Here is a 25,381-nt window from a genome sequence, read left to right on the forward strand (position 1 = left end):
ATGAGCCTGAAAACGATCATGAATATTTCTGACATGAGTAATGAGCAGCCGGTCCCGGATCCCCGCCGGCTGTTTGATGCCACTGTGACGGATGTGATCCGGCAGGGGATGCGGATTATCCAGAGCGATAGCAGCCTGTTCCTTGCTGGATCCCGGATCGCTTTATACCAGTCACGGGCTGCCATGGTCAGGAAGGAGCACGAAGACAACGGGCTGCTTGTCCCTCCCGTGATGATCACGAGTATCACTTCGCGGTGTAATCTTGCGTGCGCCGGTTGCTACATGCACGGACGGGGAGAGAAGGCCCGGGCGGAGATGAGTCCGGCAACCCTGGCATCGATTGTTGATCAGGCTGCGGAACTCGGGGTTTCGATCATTGTCATTGCGGGCGGCGAACCACTTGTCCGGCAGGAGGAGATCTTCAGCCTGGGTGCGGCTTACCCGGAGATCCTCTTCCCGCTTTTTACCAACGGGCTGCTGATCGACGACATGATGGCCGCTGCAATTGCAGAATGCCGGAACATCGTGCCGGTCATCAGTTTCGAAGGCTTCCGGCAGGACACCGATCAGCGGAGGGGCAGCGGGGTCTATGACCGGCTGCTCGAAACCTGTGCCCGGCTCAGGAGCCGGAACACCTTTTTTGGCTGTTCGGTTACGACCTCGCGGGAGAACTTTGATCGGGTCACGGGCGAGGAATTCATCCGGCGGATGCTTGCGACAGGGGCCCGGGTGTTCACCTTTGTCGAGTACGTGCCCATGGAACCCGGCACGGAAACCCTTGTCCTGACCCCGGCACAGAAGACAATGCTGAATACGGTCCTGTCAGACTTCAACCGGAAGTTTCCCGCACTATTCATCGGCTTTCCCGGTGATGAGGTTGCGTACGGGGGGTGTCTTGCAGCGGGCCGGGGCTTCGTGCATGTGAGCCCGTCCGGCGATCTCGAACCCTGCCCCGCTGCCCCGTACTCGGATGCAAACCTTTCAGCCGTGCCGCTCAAAATCGCTCTTAAGTCCCGGCTGCTCGCACGGATCCGCAACGAGCACGGGCTGCTCACGGAAAGTTCCGGAGGTTGCGCCCTCCGGGCGAACCGGGCGTGGGTGCAGGAACTGATAACAAAACCGTGATCTGAAACCGGTGCCAGGGTAATTCCGGCCCCCCCCTCTTTTGGTGGGGCGAGAGGCCCTGCTCAATATGCCGATAGGATACCCCCTCTGCCTTATCCTTTTTCTCTTACCCCTCACTTTCCTGCCGCATCCCGATCCCTTTTAATATCACAACCCGAGATCCTAAGCACCGTGACTGAGTTCGATCTCGTCTCAACATTCGCACCGGCAGGCTCCCAGCCGGAAGCCATAAAAGAGTTAACCGAAGGTCTGGAAAAGGGCGAGCGGCTCCAGACGCTGCTGGGCGTGACCGGCTCCGGCAAAACCTATACGATGGCAAATGTGATTGCGTCTGCCGGCCGCCCCACGCTCGTCCTTGCCCACAATAAGACACTCGCTGCCCAGCTCTATGCCGAGTTCTGCGACTTCTTCCCGAAAAACCGGGTCGAGTACTTTGTCTCTTATTACGACTACTACCAGCCCGAGTCGTACATCCCGTCAAAGGACCAGTATATCGAGAAGGACTCGGCCATCAACCCCAAGATCGAGATGATGCGGCTCTCTGCCACTGCCTCCCTCTCGTTCCGGCGCGACGTGATCGTGGTTGCATCAGTCTCCTGTATCTTCGGTCTCGGAAATCCCGAGAACTTCCGGAACATGGGATTCGAGCTGTCGGTGGGCCAGAAAATTTCCCGCACCGGGATCATGAGCAAACTGCTCGATATCCTCTTTGAGCGAAATGATCTCGAGCTGATGCCCGGCAGGTTCCGGGTCAAGGGAGACACCATCGATATTATTCCCGGGTACTTCAACGATATCATCCGGATCGAGATGTTCGGAGATGAGATCGAAAGGATCAGCGAGGTGGACAAGAACACCGGCGCCCGTAAGGAACAGCTCAGATATTTCTATGTCTATCCCGCACGCCATTTCGTTACTCCTGAGGGCGCACGGAAGACGGCAGCAGCATCCATACGGAAGGAGTTGGATGAAGTGCTGCCTACGCTGGGCATGATCGAGGCGCACCGTCTCGAACAGCGGACCAACTATGATCTCGAGATGATCGAAGAGACGGGATCCTGCAAGGGCATTGAGAATTATTCCCGGCACTTTGACGGGCGCTCGGCCGGTGAAAAACCGTACTGTCTGCTCGATTATTTTCCCGACGACTTCTTACTGATCATCGATGAGAGCCACCAGACCATTCCGCAGCTCCACGGCATGTATAACGGGGATCGTTCCCGCAAGAAAGCCCTGATCGATTACGGGTTCCGGCTGCCGAGTGCGTACGATAACCGGCCTCTCCGGTTCCACGAGTTCGAGCAATACATGACGAGCACGATCTTCGTTTCCGCAACACCGGGCGATTACGAGCTGAAGCACTCTGCCCGGCTTGTAGAGCAGATCATCCGGCCAACGGGTTTGGTTGATCCCAACGTCGAGGTACGCCCAATCAGGGGGCAGACCGACGATGTGATCCGCGAAGTGCAGGCAACCCTTGCACGCGGTGACCGGGCACTGATCACGACGCTCACCAAAAAGCTCGCCGAAGAACTATCAGAGTTCCTGGCAGACCGTGGGATAAAAACCCGCTATCTCCACTCCGATATCAAGACGCTGGAACGCACCGAGATCATCCGCCAGCTCCGGCTGGGCAAGTTCGATGTGCTTGTTGGAATCAACCTGTTACGGGAAGGTCTCGACATTCCCGAAGTAGGGTTCATTGGTATTCTCGATGCCGACAAGGAAGGGTTCCTCCGCGATGCCCGGAGCCTGATCCAGATCATCGGGCGGGCAGCCCGCAATGTCAACAGCAGGGTCGTGTTGTACGGCGATAACATGACCGACTCCATGAAACGGGCAATCGCCGAGACGAAACGGCGGCGGGAGATGCAGGTCCGCTACAATACCGAGCATGATATCGTGCCGCTGACAATCATCAAGCCCGTCAAGGAAAAAGAAGTAGAGATCACCGATACGAAACATGTGCCTAAAAAGGAGATCCCCAACGTGATCATCGATATTGAGAAACAGATGCGGGATGCGGCAGAAAATCTCGACTTCGAGCGGGCGATCGCATTACGCGACCAGATCAAGAAACTCAACGAGCGGCTGAAAGAGGCCGGAAAAAACCCGCATTCGTAACGAACCTTCATAAAAGAAGGAAATTATTGGTAAATTACGGGCGTGGGTATTTCTTCTTCCGTTCTCCTTCAGAATGTTCCAATCCTGCAGTGCCCACCCCGTAATAGCGTTTGACGAAATCACGCACTTTCTCAGACTCGATCCAGCCCATATCCAGTTTCGTGATGATCCGGTCAATCTCCCGTGCCTGCAGGATAATCTTTTCGGAGATATCCCCGGGTGCAAGGCTCGAAAGGCCCATGATGACTGCCAGCGGGTTCCTTATATGGTCGCCAAGGATGGCAAACTGTTCTATGTTCTGCTCGATCTGCTCGAGTGCTTCCCGCTTCACTATTTCCATCTGTTTGCGATCGGTAATATCGATGAACGATGCCATGATACAGATCGGTTTACCGGTCTCATCTTTGACCATATTTATCCAGATAAGTACAAAAAAGGGTGATTTGTAATTCTTTATCAGGGATATCTCACCAAACCAGCTGCCTTTTGTCGGCAGCATCTTACGGATATCGTCAAAAACCTGCTCTGAACCAAAGAACTGGCCGGAGTGTTTCCCAATAAAATCCTGCTCATTATTATACTCCATCATTATGAGGAGCGATTGGTTCACATACTGGATATTGAAATCAAGATCAAAGATCGCAATCGCGTTGATCGATGAACTGATTGCATGATCTTTGATAAGCAGTGCCTTTTCAGCTTTCTTGCGGTCGGTGATATCAACAATAGTACAGACAAACTGGTTATCCGGCAGTTTCCCTGCAGACATCAGCACCCACCGCTCTTTACCAAGCGGTGACCTGAACCGTGTCTCAAAATTTTCTATGCTGTCATGCAGTGCAAGCTGGTTGAAAAACGTATCTTTTACCTCTGGTTCCAGCCAGAGATCATTAAACGAGATTTTTGGGAGTTCTTCCCGGGTATACCCGAGTAATTCTGCAAACCGCTTGTTCACTTCTGCAATCGAGAGATCTTTGGTGTTGACAAGGCCGATGCCCGCTTCCGAGTTGTTGAAGATACTGCGATACTTCACCTCGTTTTTCCGCATATGGGTTGCCAGGCTCGATACAACAGCAGATACACCGATGAGGACAAAACACCTGATGGACGAAGCGATCAGCTCCCCCATTACGCCATGGGTAAAAAAGTATACTATCCCCAGATACATCAGGGAGATTATCACCGCAAAAATGGGGCCCCGGTTAGGATACCAGTATGCAGCAATGACTACCGGGATATAGAGCAGGTGGGGTGCGACATCATTAGCACCTTTGTTAAGACTTAAGATATTGATAAGAAGTGCGAGGATGGTCGTAAGGATTACAATAAAAAGCCAGAAATTGACGAAACTCTCTTCCCGCTCGACAAAAACATTCCCGCCAGTCATCTGTTGCCTAATCCCTGCGTTCTCTTCATGCTGTGCCATCTGTAGATGGATTGTCTTGTTCACGAGTGATATTACACCTAATTGCACAAACCGTTATTAATATATTCTGTTTTCGTCTGATATTTTCGGCTCTGGAGAAATCCAATTTTCACGTATTATATTGCCCCCCTCTTGCGCCCCCAGTCCCCCGTTGAGGGACGGGCGCAGTGCGAAATTCATAGCAGGTATTTACCTGATCGTGACACTATGGATCCGGCATGGATTGTGGAGCATGAATACACGAACGGGGTTCATCGGCTACGGGAGCATGGGCAGCATGATCGTTCAAGGGTTGCTGGACTGCAAGTGCCTGCAACCAGAAAATGTGCTTATCAGCACCCGTCATCCGGCAGACTTGGCCGCACTTCTTAAAAAATATCCGTCTGTGCAGGTTGAAGGGAGCAACAGGGTTCTTGTTAGGGAATGCAACCGAGTACTGATTTGCACCAAACCCCTTGATGCCGTTCATGTCCTGTCAGAAATTTCTGACGACCTGCAACCGGATACCCATCTTGTATCCATCGCAGCCTGCCTGCCGATAGAGCAGATTGACCGCTTCTTTACCGGCCCGATCACCCGGGTTGTCCCGAGTCTTACTGCCGAAATGAATTCGGGAGTTACCCTGCTCTGTCATAATGCCCGGGTCAGCCGGAAGGCTGCACAGGAGATGGAAGCGCTCTTCTCCGCACTCGGGACCGTGGTGGTGATCGATGAGGAGAATGTTGATGTTGCAACGGATCTCACCAGCTGCGGCCCGGCCCTGATCGCAGTCCTGATCGAGGAGTTTGCCCGCGCCGCAGCACGACACAGCACCCTTTCTCCGGAGCAGGCCCGGGCGCTCGCGGTCTCTACGCTCTCCGGCACCGCCCGGCTTCTCGATGAACAGGGATCTCCCACAGAGACGATCCTGCGCCGGGTGGCAACCCCCGGTGGGATTACGGAAGAAGGAGTCCAGCAGCTCCGGTCCGATATGCCCCGGGTCTACGATACGCTCATTCAGCGGACCCTTGCGAAATACGCAATGAGAAAAACGGATGTTAGTACTGAAGCCGACCGGTTGCTGGATCCGGGAACCTGATCCGGCATCAATATTTTGTTTTATAGCAGTTACAATAATTGATGTCTCAGGAAAAATTGATCTAGGAAAAATTAAGCGAGAATATTGGGGGAAAAACTAATTAATTACAGTCAACAGTTTATATGCTGTTAACTGTGAAAAAATGAAATAAGAATTCTTTTAGGATATTTTTTAATTCTCGATTTTATTCTTGGTTGATTCCAAAGCCAAACAAAGTGATCCATTAGTTTTTGTGTGCCCTCTAAAAGAGTACGTTGTTGAATTTTAAAATTTTCTGCGGTTAATTGAGAACTTTTCGAATTCAGTAAATCATAAGAATTTTTATTATATTGTAATTTGGCTAAAACCATTTTAATTTGAATCAAGTACGTAGAATCCATTTCAGAGAAAAATTGAAAATAACCCTTTGAAATAATAAAATCCAATGAATCAAGTTTAAAATCCGGAAAATCGAATATCCGAATATCTTTCCTATCAGGAGGAAGAGCATCCAATGTTTTTAAATTTTCTTCAATGGAATCTATCTTCGGGGATATAATCGAACTTAAATAATCCCCCTCAGTTATGAACCAATTCATGGTAGATTCAAATTCACTTTTTTTAGTCAGGTATTGAGTAATCAAGAGTATACATAGAGCAATAACAAAACTTCCTAGCAACTGAATTGTTAAGGAAATATTGTTCCACCAATTAGATGAATCTGAAAATTGAGATGTAACAAATTGACATGTAATATTTTCAAGCATAGGAACATTCCTGAAATAAACAATAATGAATTTCGAAAATAATTAAATTCCATCAAAAAAAATTATCAGCCGAGGCCCCACTGGGCGAGGGTAGTGCGCGAGGGATCGACATCGTCCCAGCTCCAGCCGAGTGCTTCAATAATGCGGGAGATAGGCTGCTTGATGGTCTTGTCCAGCATCAGTTCAAGGTCAACGACAAACTCGGGTGGCACCTGATCGCCATACTCGAAGCAGAGCACATCCGTTTTCGGGTATTTCGCAGTCACGGTCCGGATATAGATCCGCTTGGGCTTGCTCCCCTTGCCAAACTCAGTGTGAAGATACTGGTTGGCATATTTTGCACCCCGCACCTGCGCATCGTCGTTGTCGTAATCATCAAGCGATTTGCCGATCCCGCCGGGAATACCAATCTCGTCAAGGGTATATTTTCCCGACCGGTACTTTTTGATCACGTCCGAGAGGAATGCTTTGATCCCGCCATATTCTTCGCCGGCAAGGATCATCTCCATCACCCGCTGCTGCACAACCTTGGTGATCTGCGGGGTATCGCTGCGCCGGATCTCAAAACCCACAATGTCCACCTCATCGACATCCTTTCCCTCTTTCCAGACAAGGTGCCCCGCGTACCGCTTCTTTTTACCGGCCTGGAAGAAGCGGGCATAGATCTTCTCGAACTTGATCGAGAAGTAGTGGACATCGGCATTCAGTTCCTTTTCGGCAAATTCCTGGTAACTCTCATTGAGACGTTTCTCGATTGCCCGGGCCGCTGCAATGGTTGCTTCCCGGTTAAGATCCGGGGGCAGGTGCACCATGCACGAATCGGTGTCCCCATAGATGACCGTATATCCCTGCTGTTCGATCACGCGCCGGGTGTGCTCAATGATCGCCCTGCCGACGGATGTGACTGCCGAACCGATCTCCCGGTCAAAGAGCCGGAAGCGGGTATAGCCCGAGACGCCGTAGTACGTGTTCATGATCACCTTGAGCACGTTCTGTTGCATATCATAGAGCACGTAATTCGGGGACCCGAATTCGTATTTATTGCGCAGCGCCTTTTTATCATCCCGTTCTTTTAACAGTTCGGATATGATGCTCCGCGTCAGCCCGTCGGGATGCTTTTTAAATCGGATCCCGTTAGGTGCTACCAGTTCACCGGCAGGATCCTTGGTCTCCATCGATGCATTGATGGTCATCATTGCCATCGGGTAGAGCGATTTTAAGTCAAGCACGACTACGTTCTCCCGCACGCCCCTGCTCGGTTCGAACACGGTCGCCCCCTCGAACTCATCAGCGTTGGCAAACCCCTTGGAGGGCAGGACGTATTTCCCGAAAGCCTTGCGCAGGATGTAGACATCGATCACGCTCGATGAGTTCAGGGTCTTGTCGAGCGGGCATCCGACATAGCGGGCGATCTCGCGGTAAAACTCGATGATATTGTCCTTTTTATTTATCTTGACACAGAGTTCAACGTCTTTGAAGTTGTATTCGACAAGGAGTGCCGGCTGGTTTCTCCAGAGATCAGAGATTGTGCCGGTGTATCGCACTTTTTGCTCGCCAACCTCCTCAAGAGCGACCGCATCGAGACGGTACGACTCTTTCTGGGTTAGGTGCATCTTCTTGTATCCCGTCAGGAGATCGAAGAGCGCCCGCCCTCTCAGGGCATTGCGTTCGGTCTGGCCCGGGAGGCGGGCAAGATGGGTGGCCGAAAGCCCGAGCCGTTCCATCCTGCCGGCAATATACGGCATATCAAACTCCACAAAGTTCCAGCCGGAGAGCACATCCGGGTCCCGCGCGACAATATACGCAGAAAACGCACGGAGCATTGCGACTTCGTCAGTATAGGTGCAGATCGTATGCGTATCTTTCCGGAAACACCCGTTGGCAAGCCCGCCCTCTTTCTCTTTCTCGGTAATCTCCCCGGGCATGCCCCCGCTCATGAACAGGAACGTGGTATAGTCATTGTCGAATGAGTCGTAGCAGGTGATGCAGATGATCGCGTCCCGCTGGGGATCGGGAAAGCCCCGCTCATCCTCGCACTCGATGTCGATGATGCAGGAGCGGGCCGGTGCGTCTACCTGTGAGGGAGAAAGGTCATGGTAATCGGCAGTTGTTGCGGGAGCGGATACTCCTCCCGTCAACCCGCAGTCGATCATGAACCGGGTGGCAAACGGGATATCGGCTTCAAAGTGGCGGTAACGTTCGCGGACTTCCCGCACATCGCCCGGCTGCTGGACATACATCCGGCGCAGGGGTTCGGAGCGGATCGAGCGGTATTCTGCCCCCTCTTCTACCGTGATCTGCTGGGGATGAGCAGTCCCTGCTGCCTGATCTGCTGGTACATAAAAATACGGCCTGAACCCGGTCACATCCAGCCGGATTGCTTTACCCTGTGCATTACGGCCAAAGATATGAATGACAGGGCCATCCGGTGCCCGGCTGTACTCCACCTGGTTAATGGCAAGGGAGATGCTGCCGGAAAACTGGTCGAGCGTACAGGGAGCGTTCAGGCATGCATCCGTGCGCCGGGACTGGGATGCCATATCAGGAAATCGCCCTCCGGCAGAGGTCCCCAACAAATGTTCCCGCCTGCTCCATCTTCTCCTGCTCCCAGTCATCAAGTTGCCATTCCTCAATTGCTTCTATCCCTTTTTTGCCGATCCTGACCGGGACCCCCAGCGAACAGCCGGAAATGCCATATTCTCCTTCCAGTACCGATGAGCAGATCACCAGTTCGCGGGCATCCGAGAGCACCATGCGGGTGAGGTGTGCGATATGCAGGGCCGGGCCAAAGACGGTCCCGCCCTTGCCTTTGATCACATCCATGCTTGAACCCCTCAGTTCCGTGAGGATCTCTTCCCGCATGGGTACAGGAACCGGGCGGGATAGCGTGGAAAAGACAGGCACCTGGTGCTCGCCGTGCTCTCCAAGAACAAAAGAAAATCCGGTGATTCCCCGTAGGCGCAGGGAGAGTGCGAACCGGGCACTGTCAAGCTGGCCGCCAAATCCAATGCACCGTTCCCGGGGTATGCCCGTCCGTTTGCAGAGCAGGTAGTTGTTGGCATCCATAGGGTTGGTCACCGTGATCACAATCCCATTGAATCCTTTGAGCAGGGCAGCGCATTCGTTGACCGCAACAGAATTTGCTTCGAGAAGGTCAGCGCGGGTTTTTACCGAAGGATTGCGGGGAAGTCCTGCAGAAAAGACACAGACATCCGCGTCACGGATTGCATGTTTATCCGTGGAAATCTCAGTGGTAAGTCCCGTATGTTGCAGATCCAGTACCTGCGCCTTGAGCAGTTCAGGAGCGCTGTCATACAGGACCAGTTCATCGGTAATCCCCATGGAGGAAGCGAGGTATGCGACTTCGCCACCAATCCTGCCAACTCCCACAACTGCAAGGCGCGCCATCTGGTACCAATATGGGTTATGCTAATAATAAATAACGACCATTTCCTGATGGATGGTATTGATCAAACCAGGGCCGGTGAATGTGGGAGGCGTAGCGCTCAACAATCACCTCCTGCTCGCAGCCGGTGTGCTGGGAACGACCGGCACATCGCTTGCACGGATGCTCTCGCTTGGGGCAGGGGGTGTCGTGACCAAATCAATAGGTCCTGTACCTAAAGAAGGACATGCCGGCCCCTGTCTTGTAGTACTGGATGACGGGCTGATGAACGCCATGGGGCTGCCCAACCCCTCAAAGGATTTTGTTGAAGAACTCGGGCCCCTTGCAAAACAACCCGTTATTGTAAGCATTTTTGGGGGAAACCCCGAGGAATTTTCAACCGTTGCCGGCTGGTTCAAAGGAAAAGTTTCCGGGTTTGAGCTGAATCTTTCCTGCCCGCATGCCGAAGGATATGGTGCTGCGATTGGCAGCGACCCGGCGCTGGTGGAGGCCTGTACCCGTGCAGTAAGCCGGACAGGTGTCCCCACGTGGGTGAAACTTACGCCGAACGTGACCGATATCACGGCAATAGGGAAGGCTGCGGAGCGGGGCGGGGCGCACGCGATCGTTGCGATCAATACGGTAAAGGCGATGCGCATCTCGACTGCAATCCGGCGCCCGGTGCTCGGCAACCGGTTCGGCGGGCTGTCCGGTGGTGCAATCTTTCCGGTTGCTGTCCGGTGCGTGTACGAACTCTATGCGTCGTGTAAAATCCCGATCATCGGGTGCGGGGGAATTTCCACCGCGGACAACGTGATCGAGATGATGATGGCAGGAGCCCGTGCCGTGGAGATCGGCAGTGCGGTTCACGGCGATGTGCACGTCTTTGAGACGATTGCAAAGGAGCTGTATTCCAGGAACGGAATTGATCTTGAAGAGATCGTGGGGTGTGCCCATGAGTGAAAAAGATAAGATGGGACTTGTACCGGTCACGATAGCCCGGGTGAAATCAGAAACCCCTGCAATCCGATCCTTTATCTTCGAGGAATATATTCCTCATGTCCCCGGACAGTTCGTGATGGTCTGGGTGCCGGGCGTGGATGAGATCCCGATGGCACTGTCATCAGAGAATAGTATAACGGTCCAGAAAGTCGGTGATGCAACGAGCGCGCTATTCAATCTCGCTCCAGGAGCAAAACTGGGGATACGCGGCCCGTACGGAAACGGGTTTACCAAGGGAGAGAAGATGCTGGCGATTGCCGGAGGAGTCGGCGCTGCCCCGCTCCTGCCCCTTGCACGGTCTGATTGTGTCATGACGATGCTTCTGGGTGCACGAAACGAATCCGAGCTGCTCTTTGTCGACCAGCTGGATGAATGCACGGATGTGCTGATCGCAACCGATGACGGATCGCTCGGGCAGAAAGGGTTTGTGACCACCCTCATGGACGATCTCAATCTGGGTGCATACGACCGGATTGCTGTCTGTGGACCGGAAGTGATGATGCGCTCGGTGCTCTCGAAAGTCGATGAGAAGGGTATTGCCCACAAGACCGAGTTCTCCCTGCACAGGTACATGAAATGCGGCGTTGGTGTCTGCGGTTCGTGCTGTGTGGATCCCTCCGGGCTCAGGGTATGCCGGGACGGCCCGGTTTTTTCCGGGGACAAACTTTTAAAAAGCGAGTTTGGGAATTATATGCGGGATGCAAGCGGCAGGAAAAAGAAGATTTGAGTACTGCCGTAGTTCATAATCCCGACATGCATATTCGTTTTTCAAATAAATTACACTGCCAACGGTGAAACCTTCCTCTTGTTCGATTGCCTGTGGGGATAGTCGGATAGGAGTTATTGCAATTTAGGCTCTCTGTTGAAATCCTTGTGGAGCACCAAAGAATCGCTCTTGGGGGCTACAGCACATCGTGCTTCCGCCACCGCCGCTTGGGCATCCCCCAATATTGCGATAGCCATCAGAAGGTTGATAAGGAAACTCGCAGGGGGTCAAGGGGATACTCCCCCTGGGCTGCCTCCCCCTTTGGGGGAGAGAGGGGGTCACCCTCCTGTCTTTCGTAGATGACAGACAAGCAACGGAAAATAGGATTTCAACAGAGCCGCAATTGAACAAAAGACTCAACTTTACCGGGGCTGATGCGATAAACCGTGAAGCAGGTAACCATATTTCAGGTATCCAACAAGTAAGAATGTTTCTGAAAACCTGACGGAGTTACATCGTATTATCGGGAGTTGCGAACCGGTATTCGTTCCTGGGTATGTAAATTTCAAACCGTGCCCCTTTCCCCGGCTCACCCGTTTCTTTGATGGTGAGCCCGGTGATACTCAATATCTCTCCGGCAAGGAACAGGCCATAGCCGGTATTACGGTAATACTCCCGTTTGAAGATCCGATCCTTTGCGTTTATGGGGATCCCGACGCCATCATCTTCACAATAGATGGTAATCCCTTCGGGTGTTTCTTTAAAGGAGAACCGGATCACGGTAACCTTCTCGCCGTGGCGCAACGAGTTTTCAATAAGATTGTAGAACACTTTTTCGAGCAGGAAATCTGTATAAATCTCAAGACCATTGAGGGCCGTCTCTATGGTGATACCGCCAAGATCGAGATCCGTGATTGCATCTTTAACAGTTCCGGCAACGTTCTGCCATTGGGGGGAACTTGAACCGATATTCTGGTAATCGCGGGTGAACCGTATCTGTTTCTGGATCAACTGGGTAACCTGGTCAATTTTCCGGAGATGCTCCAGCGTGATGGGATCAGTGACTTCTTCTTCAGCTAGCGAGAGGTACATGACAATTGCCGTGATCTGGTTGAGAATATCGTGCCGGGTGATGGATGAAAGCGTATTGAGTTTCCGGTTTGCCAGCTGGATGGCAGATTCAAACTGCTTGCGTTCCTGGATCTCAGCTTTGAGCTCATCGTTTGCCTGCAAAAGTTCGTCTGTCCGCTCCCGTACACGCTGATCCAGATCCTCCCGGGCTTTCTGGATCACCTGTTCTGCCAGTTTACGCTCGGTGATATCGATTGCAGAACAGATCACGATATCATTCTGGCCTCGTGACGCAGAAACAAGGAACTGCCGTACTGCGCCGTCACGGGTGTGGAAGAATAGTTCAATATCCCCGGTATTTGTATGGGTCCTGATCAGGTGAATGAACGAATCACGACTGGCCGAATCGACAAGAACTGTGGACAGATCCCTGTCGATGAGATCAGTCCGGTTGTATCTCAGCATCCGTTCGCATTTCCCATTCATCTCCCGGATGCGCAGTGATATAAGATCAAAGATGAATATCCCGGCTTGTGAATTTTCAAAAATCCCGCGATATTTCTGTTCTTCTTCCCTGAGCCCCTCAGCAAAGGATGAGGTGACCACCCCTATTGTTACAAATATGACAAACCAGGCTGTTGATACAGCTACCAGATTCGGATTAAAATTGCCATAGTAATAGACCAGCAGCAGGTATACCGTACTGATGATCAGGGAAAAGATGATGCCCCGGTGCGGGTAGAAATAGACAAAGAGTATAATGGGCAGGAAGTAGAGGAAGGGGAATACGTCATGGATCCCATGGGTGAGCGAATAAACGGTAAAATAGACTGAAATGAGGATCGTAATACCGATGGTAACCGCCCAGTAGATCTGGCTTTTTTTTTCAGCGGCAACGGTCATTTATCTTCCTCTTCGTCTTCACTACAATTCCCAGACAGGATCTTACTCCCAAAGCGCCGGTGTTCAAGGATTTCAGCCCGTAACTCTTCATTCATCTGTTCGAGATGTGCGGTGCGATGCCGGACCTGATTTTCGAGATCCTCTAATGTTTTTCGTATCTCTTCATCGACAATTTTGTTGCCGGTGATATCAATCACCGAACAGAGCATCTGGTTATTTGTGGTAAGTATTGCAGACAGGACAAATCGCAGAAGGGTTCCGTCCTGCGCAACAAAAACCGCTTCAGTCTCTGAGTTGCATAATCCCTTTTTTGCATGGGAAACGAACTGCTCCTGTTCATTTTCATCAGTCCAGATCCGGGAGATCTCTTTTCCGATGAGATCCTTACGGTCATACCGGAGCCACCGGGCGCATTTTACATTAATTTCACGGATCCGTTTGGTACGGAGATCGAGGCAGAAGATACCATCCTGTGAATTTTCGAGGATATTTTGTATCCTGCTGCGTTCTTCCTGTAATCTGTTGGCATATGACGATGCCACGACAGCAATTGCAATAAAGATTGCAAACCATGCTGTAGATGTTGCCATCACCGTCGGATTAGAAAAGCCATAGATGTAAATGAGCGTGATATACAGGAGACTGATACCGAGAGTGATGAGAACAGACCGTTTGGGATAAAAGTACACTGCGAGGATGATCGGCAGAATATACAGGAAGGGATAGACTTCAAAAATACCATGGGTGAGGGAAAATATCGTGGTGAGTACTGCACTGATACATGCCGCAGCGATGATAAAAAAGTGCAGGACCTTTTCATTCTGGCTGGAAAGATGCTCCCTTTTGTAATCCACGGAAAAATCCCCGGTGCTCTGTCTGGAAATGCTCTAATAAAACGATGATCTCATTGCTTATATTCTTGCAGGACGAAAAGCGGGCTCTTTTGCTTTCCAAAGCAGGAGCTGGGTGCGGTAACTGCACCAATCTTATTTCCGGACGCTGTTAATCCGTTCCAGGTCTTCAATCTTGTTGATATTGGTAAATGTGGTCAGTTCATGATCGATGGCCCGGATTTCATCGATTGGCACGTAATTGGAATTCAGTCCCTTCACCATAGTTCGCAGGGAGAATGATTCGTGATCTTCAAGATACGTTACCAGTGCGGATCTCCTGTAGACTGCATGCAATGGTTCGAGCATATCCGGGTTCCAGCAGGGAATTGCAGCATCAAAGCCGTCAATACGGTCGAATAAAAGAGTGACTATGCGGGGATCGACACACGGCATATCGCAGGCAGACACAAAAATTTTCTCGCCGCGCGCTGCGAGGGTTCCGGCATGGAGCCCGCCAATGGGCCCGGTACCGGTTCGGATATCGGTGATGCACCGTACCCCTTCAATCCCGTTGAATCGTTTGCATTGCTCGGGATCCCGTGCAACAAGGATGATCTCGTCTACAACCTGCGAGAGAGTGTCGATCAGCCGTTCGATAAACGTCTTTCCCATGTACATGAAGAAATATTTCTCCTGGCCATTTGCACGTCGTGCTTCTCCTCCAACAAGAATCACTGCTGATCTCAAATCCGGCTCTCCATTGTAAGGTAATTGCCTCTCCTTAATTATCTTGGCTTTTTACCCAGTAGTATTTTACGCTGAGTTTTTGTTTCCATTGCAAGCAACGCTTCCTTGATCTCTACTGACGGGGAAAATCCTCCGATGCCATGTACTGCAACAATGCGGTGGCAGGGGATGATCAACGGTGTGGGATTACGGGCCATAGCCTGCCCGACCACTCTCGGCGCTGTGCCTACGTTTTCTGCTATTTCCCCGTACGTTTTAGTCTTTCCATAGGGAACCTCCCGCACTTCCTTGTATATCCGGCTGTATACGGTATCATTGTGGAGAGCAACGCTGTCAAGGACCGAACAATCAACTCTTTGTCCCCCGCAGTATTTCCTGATAAGTGGAGGGACATCCCCTTCAAGTGCGGTTGTGGAAAAACGTACGCGGTGCACCGCAGTATCGTTCCACCAGACCTGGACATACCACAACCCGAAACGGCACGAACCGCTTACGACTTCCATGTTCCCATCAACTCACGGAACCGCACAACATCGCATTCGATCATCTCTTCCTGTAACCAGCCGGGAAGTGCGTGGCGCACCCGTCGTTCAAGGAAACGTTTCTCCCCCAGCACCAGCACACCGCGATCTTCCGGCGTGCGTAACACCCGGCCAAGTGCCTGCAGGGAGCGGTTGACTGCCGGCAGGGTGTAGCAGAGGAACTCTCCTTCATCGCCAAATTTGTGCCGGAAGTATTCTATGGTCATCTTCCTGACCCGGTTGAACGGGGCAAGGGGGAGGCCGATCACCATCGCACCGTTCAGCATCTCGCCCCGGTAATCAAGTCCCTCGCTCCATTTTCCACCGCAGACGGCAAACATGATACCGGATTGTCCCCGTGCAGGCAGCGAGAGGAATTCTGTGAGGGCAGCGGCCGCGTTGGCTGCATCGCGGGGTTCGATATAGATCTTTTTTCCCCGGAGGTGCGGGACAGCGAGGCTTGCAAATGATTCGAGGATCTGGTAACTGGGAAAATAACAGGCCCGGTTTCCTTTGAGTGCACTGAATGCTTTGATATAGTCACTTACGCGGGAGGTATTGTCCTTGTTCTGCCGCATGGAGAACGCCGTTGTGATGTCGCTGGCACAGGCAATCAGCCGGTTCTCTTTGGGGAACGCATTGGGCAGCGAGAGCGTGGTCACCTTTGCATCGCCGAAATAGTAACGGCGGAAACTGTTGACAGGGGAGAGAGTGCCGGAGATCAGGATACAGCAGGAGTGGGAACCGCAGACTTCAGAGAGCGAGGCGGCCGGATCGATGTTGCGCACTTCGAGAGTGATTCCCACTTCCGTTTTCCGGTATACCGTGAGGTAGGCCGGGTCTGTTGAGGAATGGGAGAGCCGGACCATAAATTCAGTCAGCCGTTCGATAGCGGTTTCCCTGAATTCCCCGGCCTGCTGGTTCTTCTCCCGCATGGTTTCGGATAAACCCATCAGGTCATCGACGATCTCATCCATCTCTTTATAGAGGGATTCCCGGACAATCATCCGGTCGAAGATCGATGGATCAAACCAGTCTTCGGCTTCCACAGAATTGGCAAGACCCCGTATGAATTCGGTAAGCCGGGGCAGTACATGCTGAACCGCCTCAGCTCCCTTGTGTCGCTTGCGCATACCGGAGAGTTCGCGGGACGCCTGTTCGAGATCGTGCTCCTCTAAGGTCACGCTCTCGATACCGGTGATCACATCCCCGCAGTTGTGCGCCTCATCGATGAGGAGCAGGACATCCTGCGGTTCCACCCCGAGGTTCGCGTAGAGCTGCTCGCGGATGTCCCGGTCAAAGAGGTGGTGATAGTTGAGGATGACCACATCGGTGTTACGGGCTGCCTGCATCATCAGCTCGTACGGGCAGCAGGCTCCGGAAAATTCACCAAGTTCCCGCGGGGGCACCGGGTGCGAGATAACCCGGTCGGCCTTGGCCCGGAGTTCGGTTGAGGCCACCATCTTGACCCCCATGGTCTCTGCTGGTACAAACTGCTTGCTCGCGATATAATACGGGCAGAGGAGCGGGTGCTCTTTGTCCATTTTGCGGATCTGCTGGATGATGAACGGGTCTTTGGCGGGGACAAGCGCCCCCTTGTCTGCACGGTCCCGCATGAGCGAGGAGGAGAAGGCCTTGACTCCTTCGCATTTGCGATAGATGTCCCCCTCGCCTCCGAGCGGGCACATGCTCTTCTTGCCGACAAGGTACACTGTTTTTAAGTGTGGCGCTTTTTTTCGCACCAGTTCGAGTTCGCGGATGAACGTGGTGAGCTGGCTGACGGTCCGCACCGCGATCACGATCTTCTTCTTGTTCCGCTCGGCAAGGAGAGAAGCAACGACACTCGATTTCCCGCTGCCGGTGGGGGCATCGATCATGGCGATCCCGCCCTCCCGGGCAACCTGCGCTGCGATTTCGAGCATGTGGCGCTGGCCCGGGCGGTATTCGCTGTACGGGAAGTAGGTGTCGATGCTGTCCATTGGGATCAGTGTTGGCGCTGAAGGGTTTTATGGGTGTGGGGATGCGGGGCGAAGGTGAAGAAATGAGGATGCTGTCGATTCAGATCCCAAAGATGACCATCCAGATCGTATCGAGCCATGCCTGAACCGGGATGGTCAGCCAAATTCCCATCGCAACCGGTACAATTGTTACCGCCGCTGCTTTCCGGATCGTGAATGCGTGTGTGTGCCTGACTGCAAGAATCCAGAGATACCATTCCCAGAAAAAAACAACAAGACCAATGAGAGCGGCTATCCAGAATAATACCATCGCCGCTTCCGGTGAATTGGGGGGGCCAGGCCATGCGTGAAAGACAAGAAAAATAATACTACTGAAAACCAGCGAACCGAGAATGTAAAATGTCCATGGTATCATGCCGTACCCAATATTCTGGATGTTTGCGGTCAGCGATCCTTTTCCGTTAAGTCCGCGGGATATGACAAATGTGCCCAGAGAAATGATACCTAATACGACAATGGGAGAGAGAGCGTGGCATAATATCAAACTCCCAAATATCTCAGCAAAGCTGTGATTTTGCAGAAATGATGAATTGAGCGAGATCCAGACAACCGGGATTGTCTTTCCAATTATTAATAATAAAATCCCCGTCCCAACTATTAGGAGGGGTGGGATCAGGTTGATTTCCTCCTTTGAAATTCGCTCGAAAAATGCATCCGGGTGAACTACCAGTTCGATGAGATTTGCAAGCATCCTTCTGTAACTATTGTCCGTGTAAATTATATAATGCAATTTTTTTTGATATCGTGGTTTTAATTTTGATAACGAAAGAGATACGCTCACTTCACCACCCACCCCCTCTCCGTCGGCACCTGACAAGGCCTCACGGGCCCTGAGCTGAGCGATGTCACATCATTACTGTTTCCGCTCGTGTGAGGCAGCCCTGATCCGCCGCGGGGGCGCCCCATCGGGGGCGGCGGCATTCATCCTTAATGGGGTATGGGGGTCTCAACCCCCATCATTGTGTTTGAAGAGCACGATTTTTAGGCTCATGCAGTGTCTGTCAAGCGACACTTGGAATAAGGAGGTCAGAACCCTGAGCGCAAATAAGTCCGTTTCAGGCTCCGTTTATACATTACTGCACGTTAATCAATCCCGGAAAACTCCGATAATCCCGCCGTTTCGGTTCCTGTGGAAAATACGTCTGTTTCACGCCATGTTTGCCAAACTAACGGCGGAAACGCCCTCTTCCAACGCCCGCCAGGTGCCCTGAAATCGAGGCCTTTTTCGCCACGTGGTTTCCCCCATCCGACCCTCCGAAACCCTGCCGGAATGCGAATATGCGGGTCTTTTTTTCCGGGGGAAGATCTTGGGTTTTGGATAAGACGAGGGTTGTGCTGGAAGGATGGGAAGGGTGAGTCATGTATCTTCTCTCCCCCCAACCACTATATCCCAAAACATCCCATTTCTACCCATGGCAGTCCACCCCATCGAGGAGCGCTACGGCACAAAAGAGATGCGTGCCATCTGGAGTGAGAAGAACCGTTTTTCCTGCATTGTCAGCGCTGAAGTTGCGCTTGCAAAGGCTGAAGCACACCACGGCATGATCCCGGCAGCAGCAGCAGTCGAGATCAGCGAGAAAGCGCACAATGCCTCGCTCGAACGGGCAAAGGCAATCGAGCTGGAGATCAGCCACGACATGATGGCAATCGTCAAAGCAATATCAGAAGTATCGGGAGAGTCCGGGCGCTGGGTGCACTACGGTGCCACAAGCAATGACCTCCTTGACACTGCAACCGGGCTCCAGCTTGGCCAGACACTTGACCTGATCGACAAGAAACTCCGCCAGCTGTTAGGAGTGCTCCTCAGGCGATCGGCTGAGACAAAGTCTTTGGTCTGCATCGGCAGGACCCACGGGCAGCACGGAGTGCCGACAACCTATGGCCTCCGGTTTGCCATCTGGGCAAGTGAGGTCGGACGGCATATCGAGCGCCTCGAACAGATGCGTCCCCGGGTCGTGGTCGGGCAGATGACCGGTGCGGTAGGCACGCAGGCAGCGCTCGGGCCGAAAGGGATGGAAGTGCAGGCAAGCATGATGGAGTATCTCGGTATGAGTTCGGTGGACGTCTCAAGCCAGGTGATCTCCCGCGACCGGTATGCAGAGTACTTCATGTTCTGTGCAGGTGTCGCAACAACGCTCGACAAAATTGGTGTAGAGGTCCGCTCGCTCCAGCGGACCGAGATCGGCGAGGTCGAGGAAGCGTTCGGGGCAAAACAGGTTGGCTCCTCCACGATGCCGCACAAGCGCAACCCCATCAAGAGCGAACAGGTCTGCGGTCTTGCCAGAATCATCAGGTCAGCTGTTGAACCCGCCCTCCAGAACAACACCCTCTGGGACGAGCGCGATCTCACGAATTCATCCTGCGAGCGGGTGCTCTTTCCCGAGGCATCAATCCTCACCGACCACTGCCTGAGGCTCATGATTGTTGTTCTTGATGGCCTGGTGATCAACCGGGCGGGAATCCGCAGGAACTTAGGGTTCCTCCACGGGATCAACATGGCCGAGTCGGTCATGATCGAACTGACGAAGAAGGGTATGAACCGCCAGGATTCCCACGAACGGATCCGGATGGCAAGCATGCAGGCGCTTGCCGAGAACCGGCCCCTTGCTGATGTGCTGGGAGCTGACCCTGAAATCGTGCGTTACTGTTCGAAAAGTGATATCACTGCGCTCCTCAACCCGGACACATACATCGGCACATCTGTACAGCAGGTGGAACGCGTGATTGAAAAACTCTCCCCGCTCTGCATATAAGAACAACTGCACATTTTTTCTTTATCCCCCTGTTTTCGATGGGGAAAATCATCTACGGATAATTTGTTAATAGCTGATTGAAAATCGATTAGCACCGGCAGGGTATTTTCCGGCTACGGGGGATATTTTCCCACAAACGTGGTACCTTTATCTTCTCATACAATCAAGATCGAAAATATCCATGGTTCAGTATGCTCCTGTTTCCCGTATCAACATTTCACATACTGACCTAGTGCGCCTGATTGTCATCTTATCCTTAACCATCAGCTGTATTGTAATCACTGCGGTATCCCTCCGGGCAAACATCGGAACCATCTACGCACAGCTGTTTTACTTCCCTATTCTCTATGCCACCTATTTCTATCAAAAACGGGGATTAATCCTTGCAGGAATTTGTGCTGTTGCGTACGAGGTACTGGCCTATGATTACCTTTTCCCCGATACTGGTCTTTTAATCTACACCACCGGACAGGCCGTTCTTTTTATTTGTATTGCGGCTGTGGTTGCACATTTTACCGAAAAAGTTAACCGGAGCGAAGCACGCTACCGGAGCATCTTTGATACTTCACTTCTGGGAATTGTCCTGTTTGACCAGAACAGCTTTGCAATCCGTATGACCAACAATTACCTGTCGCAGATGCTGGGCTACACTCATGAAGAATTTGCAGGCATGACGCTCCCCCAGTTATTTATTTCCAAAGAAGAACAGCGCAAATTCTTTGAGTACTTAGGTTCGAGCGAAGATGTGGATAATTTCGAAACCCAGTTTCTTTCCAAAAATCAGGATCCGCTCTGGGTAAATCTCTCATGGCGACGGGTCAGCGACAACCAGGTGAGCTGCTCGGTGATCGATATCAACAAGCGCAAGTTGGCTGAGCAGGTTGCTGCAGAAAACTATACCCGTTACCAGCAGGCAACCGAACTCTCTGTACTTGATGCAGGAAAGATCCCGTTGAAGTACTCGGTTTTTTCTCCCGATGAGATGATCCAGTCGATCATCGATGCGGGAGGATATGCAACAAAAGCCGAAATAACGGTAGATATCCCCCACAATCTCACGTTCGAAGCGGATGCCGGTAAAATATCGACCGTGATCGATTCCATGCTCTCGAATGCAGTGAATTATTCAAAACCTCCAAGAAAGATCCGTATATCGTACCTGTCAAATCCTTCCGACAAGATGCACCGGGTAGCGATCCAGGACAATGGCATTGGTATCACCAATACCCAGCTCGATGAGATCTTTGAACCGTTCCATCTTCCGGATCCCGGCACGATCAGCAGGAAAAACGATCGGATCGGACTCTCGTTATCCATTGCAAAAAAATACGTCCAGATGCATGGCGGTTACATCAGTGTGGACAGTATCGTGAACCTGGGGAGCACCTTTACCATCCATCTCCCAAAAAGCCGTAATGTTGCGGTAAAAGCACACGACGCGTAAAAAAGGTTTCAGATATACCGCGCTTTCTTGGAAAGTCTGCGCGGGGTGTAGAGCGGGCGGAACGGCATGCCCTCGGTATCCTTGTGCACTGCTGCGATGAGTGCGTCTACGGAAAGCTGCTCCTTGAACGGCTTGTTGGGCTGTGACTTCTTCCGTACCGTGACGGTTAAGTTATGGCTTGCGACTTCTTCGTCGCCGACAACAATCACGTAGGGGACCCAGTCCATGCCGGCTTCGCGGACTTTCTTTCCTACGCTCTCTTCCCGGTCATCCATATCGCACCGGACCTGTGCGGCATTGATAGCAGTACAGACTTCCTCTGCAAATGCTGTGTGACGTTCGGTAACCGGTATCACCCGCACCTGTGCAGGTGAGAGCCAGGTAGGTAATGTGGGAACCTGCTGGGTGGAGATGTTTTCAAGGATCGCACAGATGACGCGCTCGACACTGCCCGTTGGCGAGCAGTGGAGGATGGGGGGGTGGACAACGGTGCCGTCTTCTTTGTGGTACTTGATGTTGAACCGGGTCGAGCTCTCGACATCGATCTGGACGGTCGGGTTCTCGATCGGGCGCATCTGGCCGTCGATAGCAGCGAGATCGATCTTTGCAACCCAGTAATGGACCCGGTCTGATAGGATCTCGATAAGCATCGGGCAGTCCGATTCTTTGACGATCTTCTTGACCCATGCCTCGTGCTGGGCGTAGAAGTCCTTCGTGCACCGGAATGCGGCAACGAGTTTTGTCTCGAAATCGCGACCGGTCTGCCATCCCATGGCAAGCTGCTCTTCAAAGCACTTCAGTGCCTCGGGCATATCCGTGCAGAGCGAGTGCATGTCGGGCATGGTAAATGCCCGCAGGCGTTTAAGCCCGATTACTTCGCCCTTCTGCTCGTGCCGGAACGAGTAGGTGGAGAGCTCGTACATCTTCATGGGCAGGTTGTGGGGCGAGATGTGCATGTCGCGCATGATCGAGAACATGCCAAAGCAGGCCGCAAACCGCAGCATCATGTTCCGGTTGTTTGACTTGAACCGGTACTGGCGCTCGCCGAACTTCTCGGCATGCTCATAGATCGCCCGGTCCCCGAGATCGTACATAACCGGGGTCTCAACGGGCGTGCCGCCGTATTCGAGAACAAGCCTGAGCACGTAGTCAGCGATCAGGTCGCGGACGATCTTGCCTTTTGGCATCCAGCGCAGGCACCCGACATCGCTGGCGGGCTCGTAGTCCACGAGCTCCTTGGAACGCATCAGGTCAACGTGAGCAGGTTCGCCGCCGGTTGGCACTGCAACACCGAGCTCCTTTTTTACGAGGCAGCCGAACGCTGAGTTGTCGAGGAACTCCTTATAGTCGTGCTGCTTCCCGTCAGGAGTCAGCACAAACCAGTCGTGGGTGACTTCCTTCTTTTCCTTCTTAACAGCACCCTCTTCACCGGGCACGATCGTTTTGGAGAGCTCGGAGAGCGGGTGTCCCTTGCAGGAAAGCTTGAACGATTTGTACCAGCCGAAGGGTGCACGCTTGACGGCAAATCCTTCCGCTTCAAGTCCCGTCTTGAGGGCATTCAGCGTTGCAACCGCTGTGTCCGGTGATGCAAGGTCGCTTGAAAGGTGGGCGTACGGGTACACTACGATCTTGTTGACGTTGACCTGCCCGGCAGTCTTTTTCACTTCTGCGATTGCCTGCAGGATCACGCCTTCAAGGTCTTCCTCATCGATCGATTCCACGGCGCAGAAAACGGTGAGTGCCTCTTCTTCCCTGTCTGAAAGAACCGTGCACTCTTCCGCCATCTTTGTCTTCTTTTTAGCTTCGTATTCGATATAGTCAGAATGAATGAGAAGAAGTCGCATTAATTCATCTCCGATCTGGTATGATCATCCGTATAAAATGGGTTTTTATGGTATTTATAGTGCTTAACCCTGCACCGTTTTACCGGGATGAAAAAACCGGTGACGATTCAGGATCAATTCTGGAAGGGAACTGTCCCAGTCCATTCCCCTGCCCTGTCAATCCAATAACCTGATCATTTTTTCCGGTTCTCATGGTACCGCGAGAGGGTTGCCTGTCGCTGGTCGAGATATTTCGCATCGCCCTTTTTGAAGTACGGGTTGGTTGCCCGCTCCGTGGTGTAAAAGACGAGCTGCCCGATGGGCATACCAGCATACACTTTCACCGGGCGGGCATTCACGTTTGCCATCTCAAGCGTGATGGTGCCCCGGAACCCGGCATCAATCCAGCCGCCGGTCTGGTGGAGGGTTACGCCAAGCCGGGCGATGCTTGATTTTCCTTCAATCGTTGCTACGATGTTATCGGGAAGTTCGATAGTCTCCAGCGTCTCGGCGAGAATGAACTGCCCGGGATTGAGGATGAACGAGTCTGCGTGCACCTCTTCCACATCGGACGTGACACTGTCCTGGTTATACGGGTCAATCACTGCTGTGCCCGGCTTGTACCAGACAAAATGGTTACCGAGCCGGATATCAACCGAGTTGGGCTGTACGAGGGAAGGATCGTACGGTTCAATCCGGATAAAGCCCCTGCTTATGCGGTCAAGAAGCTGCCAGTCCACAAGGATCATAGTGGTGATATGATGGGAGTTGATCGGTCATAAGGGGTTCTGCGCTGGATGTTACGTGTATTAAAATCGTTAGTAACGGTGATTTTTTCCGTTTTTGGTGAATTCAGCAGTGAGCATTATTTGCAGGTGTCCTGTTCCATTCTAAAACCGTATAGGGAAATCGAAGGATGCATACGCCTCCTACTCATCATCCTCAAGATTCTGCCTTCCCGTCTTATCCCGGTCCAGTAGTGACGGATCGATATGCCATTCGCTCCTGCGGAGCAGCCCGTGCAGGGTGCTTGCTTCGCGAATCGTCAGGTTCGTCCGCCCGAGAATCCGCCGGATAAGGATCATAGTGTTCTCCCGCTTGAACTCGGGATGATGAATTTCGTCTAAATACCGGTCAATGTGCTGGTACAGGTGCGCCATGTCGTTTGCTGGACAAAGAGTTATGCTGGGCAGCGGCATGTTTGCAAGCTCATAGCAGACAACGCCGACGGCATGCGAGAGATTGAGGATCGGGTACTCCTCAGCAGTCGGGATTGTGCAGATCATATCGCTGCGTTTCACCTCTTCGTTATTGAGCCCCCAGTTCTCCCGCCCGAAGAGGATCGAGATGCGCCCGTCAGTATCCTTTATTCGTTCACGGATCTCTTTGGGTGAATAAAACGGCATCCGCATGGCGCGGCAGACCGATTTGCTCACGGTGCCGGTAGCAGCGATAACGATGTTGCTCCGGGCAAACACGTCTTCGATCGTGCAGACTTCTGCGCTGTGAAGCACGTCCCAGGCATGGGATGCCCGGGCATCTGCTTCGTTCCCCAGTTTGCAGGGATTGATGAGTACAAGCCGGTGAAACCCGAAATTCTTCATCACCCGTGCAGCAAATCCCACATTGCCTTCGTAGATGGGCTCGACAAGGACGATATCAATTTCGGGCATAAA

At 52.3% G+C, this 25,381-nt stretch carries 20 protein-coding genes; 7 read left to right on the forward strand and 13 right to left on the reverse strand.

Translation table 11 applies throughout. The features are described from left to right. Together WC593_05360 and uvrB are read left to right on the forward strand one after the other, a co-directional pair. Window positions 1-1,125 carry a radical SAM protein gene (locus WC593_05360; GenBank protein MFA4824570.1) on the forward strand — a complete coding sequence of 375 codons (1,125 nt, stop codon included), beginning with the start codon at window positions 1-3 and terminating at the stop codon, window positions 1,123-1,125. Between the two features lie 171 nt (window positions 1,126-1,296). Further along, window positions 1,297-3,249 carry an excinuclease ABC subunit UvrB gene (uvrB, locus tag WC593_05365; GenBank protein MFA4824571.1) on the forward strand — a complete coding sequence of 651 codons (1,953 nt, stop codon included), beginning with the start codon at window positions 1,297-1,299 and terminating at the stop codon, window positions 3,247-3,249. 34 nt (window positions 3,250-3,283) lie between these two features. Here the strand turns inward: uvrB and WC593_05370 are convergent, their stop codons facing one another. After that, window positions 3,284-4,675 (reverse strand): PAS domain S-box protein, encoded by a 1,392-nt coding sequence (locus WC593_05370; GenBank protein ID MFA4824572.1) that lies wholly within the window; start codon window positions 4,673-4,675, stop codon window positions 3,284-3,286. Between the two features lie 232 nt (window positions 4,676-4,907). Here WC593_05370 and WC593_05375 point away from each other — a divergent pair, with 232 nt between their 5' ends. After that, a complete protein-coding gene (locus WC593_05375; protein ID MFA4824573.1) occupies window positions 4,908-5,753 on the forward strand; it encodes a pyrroline-5-carboxylate reductase in 846 nt (281 codons plus the stop codon). A gap of 128 nt (window positions 5,754-5,881) precedes the next feature. Here the strand turns inward: WC593_05375 and WC593_05380 are convergent, their stop codons facing one another. The 3 genes from WC593_05380 to WC593_05390 all read right to left on the reverse strand — a co-directional run bounded on the left by WC593_05380 (window position 5,882) and on the right by WC593_05390 (window position 9,907). After that, window positions 5,882-6,499: a hypothetical protein gene (locus WC593_05380; GenBank protein ID MFA4824574.1), complete on the reverse strand. Its 618-nt coding sequence runs from the start codon at window positions 6,497-6,499 to the stop codon at window positions 5,882-5,884. A gap of 65 nt (window positions 6,500-6,564) precedes the next feature. After that, entirely contained in the window at window positions 6,565-9,039 is a 2,475-nt protein-coding gene (locus WC593_05385; GenBank protein MFA4824575.1) for a DNA-directed DNA polymerase, read from the reverse strand. A gap of 1 nt (window position 9,040) precedes the next feature. Next, complete coding sequence (locus WC593_05390) at window positions 9,041-9,907, reverse strand: lactate dehydrogenase (GenBank protein ID MFA4824576.1); 867 nt, start codon at window positions 9,905-9,907, stop codon at window positions 9,041-9,043. A 52-nt stretch (window positions 9,908-9,959) separates the two neighbouring features. Here WC593_05390 and WC593_05395 point away from each other — a divergent pair, with 52 nt between their 5' ends. Together WC593_05395 and WC593_05400 are read left to right on the forward strand one after the other, a co-directional pair. After that, entirely contained in the window at window positions 9,960-10,847 is an 888-nt protein-coding gene (locus tag WC593_05395) for a dihydroorotate dehydrogenase (GenBank protein ID MFA4824577.1), read from the forward strand. Then, the gene (locus WC593_05400; GenBank protein MFA4824578.1) at window positions 10,840-11,613 is read left to right on the forward strand and encodes a dihydroorotate dehydrogenase electron transfer subunit; all 774 of its coding nucleotides are present in this window, start codon (window positions 10,840-10,842) and stop codon (window positions 11,611-11,613) included. Before WC593_05395 ends, WC593_05400 begins: the two co-directional genes overlap by 8 nt. Window positions 11,614-12,102: 489 nt before the next feature. On the opposite strand, the gene WC593_05405 is transcribed toward WC593_05400, so the two are convergent. The 6 genes from WC593_05405 to WC593_05430 all read right to left on the reverse strand — a co-directional run bounded on the left by WC593_05405 (window position 12,103) and on the right by WC593_05430 (window position 18,376). Next, complete coding sequence (locus WC593_05405; protein MFA4824579.1) at window positions 12,103-13,566, reverse strand: ATP-binding protein; 1,464 nt, start codon at window positions 13,564-13,566, stop codon at window positions 12,103-12,105. Continuing rightward, window positions 13,563-14,420: a PAS domain-containing protein gene (locus WC593_05410; GenBank protein ID MFA4824580.1), complete on the reverse strand. Its 858-nt coding sequence runs from the start codon at window positions 14,418-14,420 to the stop codon at window positions 13,563-13,565. Before WC593_05410 ends, WC593_05405 begins: the two co-directional genes overlap by 4 nt. A 132-nt stretch (window positions 14,421-14,552) precedes the next feature. Then, window positions 14,553-15,146 carry a molybdenum cofactor guanylyltransferase gene (locus tag WC593_05415; GenBank protein ID MFA4824581.1) on the reverse strand — a complete coding sequence of 198 codons (594 nt, stop codon included), beginning with the start codon at window positions 15,144-15,146 and terminating at the stop codon, window positions 14,553-14,555. 38 nt (window positions 15,147-15,184) lie between these two features. Continuing rightward, window positions 15,185-15,649: a methylated-DNA--[protein]-cysteine S-methyltransferase gene (locus tag WC593_05420; protein MFA4824582.1), complete on the reverse strand. Its 465-nt coding sequence runs from the start codon at window positions 15,647-15,649 to the stop codon at window positions 15,185-15,187. Then, window positions 15,637-17,646, reverse strand: coding sequence for an ATP-dependent DNA helicase (locus WC593_05425; GenBank protein MFA4824583.1), 2,010 nt, complete (start codon window positions 17,644-17,646; stop codon window positions 15,637-15,639). The genes WC593_05420 and WC593_05425 overlap by 13 nt, the downstream gene beginning before the upstream one ends. 79 nt (window positions 17,647-17,725) lie before the next feature. After that, window positions 17,726-18,376 (reverse strand): YIP1 family protein, encoded by a 651-nt coding sequence (locus tag WC593_05430; protein MFA4824584.1) that lies wholly within the window; start codon window positions 18,374-18,376, stop codon window positions 17,726-17,728. A gap of 721 nt (window positions 18,377-19,097) precedes the next feature. Between WC593_05430 and purB the strand changes: the two genes are divergently transcribed. After that, a complete protein-coding gene (gene purB / locus WC593_05435) occupies window positions 19,098-20,438 on the forward strand; it encodes an adenylosuccinate lyase (protein ID MFA4824585.1) in 1,341 nt (446 codons plus the stop codon). Between the two features lie 181 nt (window positions 20,439-20,619). Then, on the forward strand, window positions 20,620-21,882 hold the full coding sequence (locus tag WC593_05440; GenBank protein ID MFA4824586.1) for an ATP-binding protein: 1,263 nt from the start codon (window positions 20,620-20,622) through the stop codon (window positions 21,880-21,882). Between the two features lie 8 nt (window positions 21,883-21,890). Here WC593_05440 and WC593_05445 read toward each other — a convergent pair whose 3' ends face one another. From WC593_05445 to WC593_05455, 3 genes are all read right to left on the reverse strand, one after another. Then, window positions 21,891-23,726: a threonine--tRNA ligase gene (locus WC593_05445; GenBank protein ID MFA4824587.1), complete on the reverse strand. Its 1,836-nt coding sequence runs from the start codon at window positions 23,724-23,726 to the stop codon at window positions 21,891-21,893. A 173-nt stretch (window positions 23,727-23,899) separates the two neighbouring features. Beyond that, window positions 23,900-24,454 (reverse strand): dCTP deaminase, encoded by a 555-nt coding sequence (gene dcd / locus WC593_05450; protein MFA4824588.1) that lies wholly within the window; start codon window positions 24,452-24,454, stop codon window positions 23,900-23,902. A gap of 180 nt (window positions 24,455-24,634) precedes the next feature. After that, window positions 24,635-25,378, reverse strand: a complete 744-nt coding sequence (locus tag WC593_05455) for an RNA methyltransferase (protein ID MFA4824589.1) — start codon at window positions 25,376-25,378, stop codon at window positions 24,635-24,637. Window positions 25,379-25,381 lie beyond the last annotated feature (3 nt).

It is taken from the genome of Methanoregula sp., assembly GCA_041645435.1.
Taxonomy (GTDB): Archaea; Halobacteriota; Methanomicrobia; order Methanomicrobiales; family Methanospirillaceae; genus Methanoregula.

What these genes read in the sequence shown, in the direction of transcription:
- WC593_05360 (MFA4824570.1), top strand. Translation starts at nt 1, where the DNA reads ATGAGCCTGAAAACGATCATGAATATTTCTGACATGAGTAATGAGCAG.
- WC593_05370 (MFA4824572.1), bottom strand. Translation starts at nt 4,675, where the DNA reads ATGGCACAGCATGAAGAGAACGCAGGGATTAGGCAACAGATGACTGGC.
- WC593_05375 (MFA4824573.1), top strand. Translation starts at nt 4,908, where the DNA reads ATGAATACACGAACGGGGTTCATCGGCTACGGGAGCATGGGCAGCATG.
- WC593_05380 (MFA4824574.1), bottom strand. Translation starts at nt 6,499, where the DNA reads ATGCTTGAAAATATTACATGTCAATTTGTTACATCTCAATTTTCAGAT.
- WC593_05385 (MFA4824575.1), bottom strand. Translation starts at nt 9,039, where the DNA reads ATGGCATCCCAGTCCCGGCGCACGGATGCATGCCTGAACGCTCCCTGT.
- WC593_05390 (MFA4824576.1), bottom strand. Translation starts at nt 9,907, where the DNA reads ATGGCGCGCCTTGCAGTTGTGGGAGTTGGCAGGATTGGTGGCGAAGTC.
- WC593_05395 (MFA4824577.1), top strand. Translation starts at nt 9,960, where the DNA reads ATGGTATTGATCAAACCAGGGCCGGTGAATGTGGGAGGCGTAGCGCTC.
- WC593_05400 (MFA4824578.1), top strand. Translation starts at nt 10,840, where the DNA reads ATGAGTGAAAAAGATAAGATGGGACTTGTACCGGTCACGATAGCCCGG.
- WC593_05405 (MFA4824579.1), bottom strand. Translation starts at nt 13,566, where the DNA reads ATGACCGTTGCCGCTGAAAAAAAAAGCCAGATCTACTGGGCGGTTACC.
- WC593_05420 (MFA4824582.1), bottom strand. Translation starts at nt 15,649, where the DNA reads ATGGAAGTCGTAAGCGGTTCGTGCCGTTTCGGGTTGTGGTATGTCCAG.
- WC593_05425 (MFA4824583.1), bottom strand. Translation starts at nt 17,646, where the DNA reads ATGGACAGCATCGACACCTACTTCCCGTACAGCGAATACCGCCCGGGC.
- WC593_05430 (MFA4824584.1), bottom strand. Translation starts at nt 18,376, where the DNA reads ATGCTTGCAAATCTCATCGAACTGGTAGTTCACCCGGATGCATTTTTC.
- purB (MFA4824585.1), top strand. Translation starts at nt 19,098, where the DNA reads ATGGCAGTCCACCCCATCGAGGAGCGCTACGGCACAAAAGAGATGCGT.
- WC593_05440 (MFA4824586.1), top strand. Translation starts at nt 20,620, where the DNA reads ATGGTTCAGTATGCTCCTGTTTCCCGTATCAACATTTCACATACTGAC.
- WC593_05445 (MFA4824587.1), bottom strand. Translation starts at nt 23,726, where the DNA reads ATGCGACTTCTTCTCATTCATTCTGACTATATCGAATACGAAGCTAAA.
- dcd (MFA4824588.1), bottom strand. Translation starts at nt 24,454, where the DNA reads ATGATCCTTGTGGACTGGCAGCTTCTTGACCGCATAAGCAGGGGCTTT.
- WC593_05455 (MFA4824589.1), bottom strand. Translation starts at nt 25,378, where the DNA reads ATGCCCGAAATTGATATCGTCCTTGTCGAGCCCATCTACGAAGGCAAT.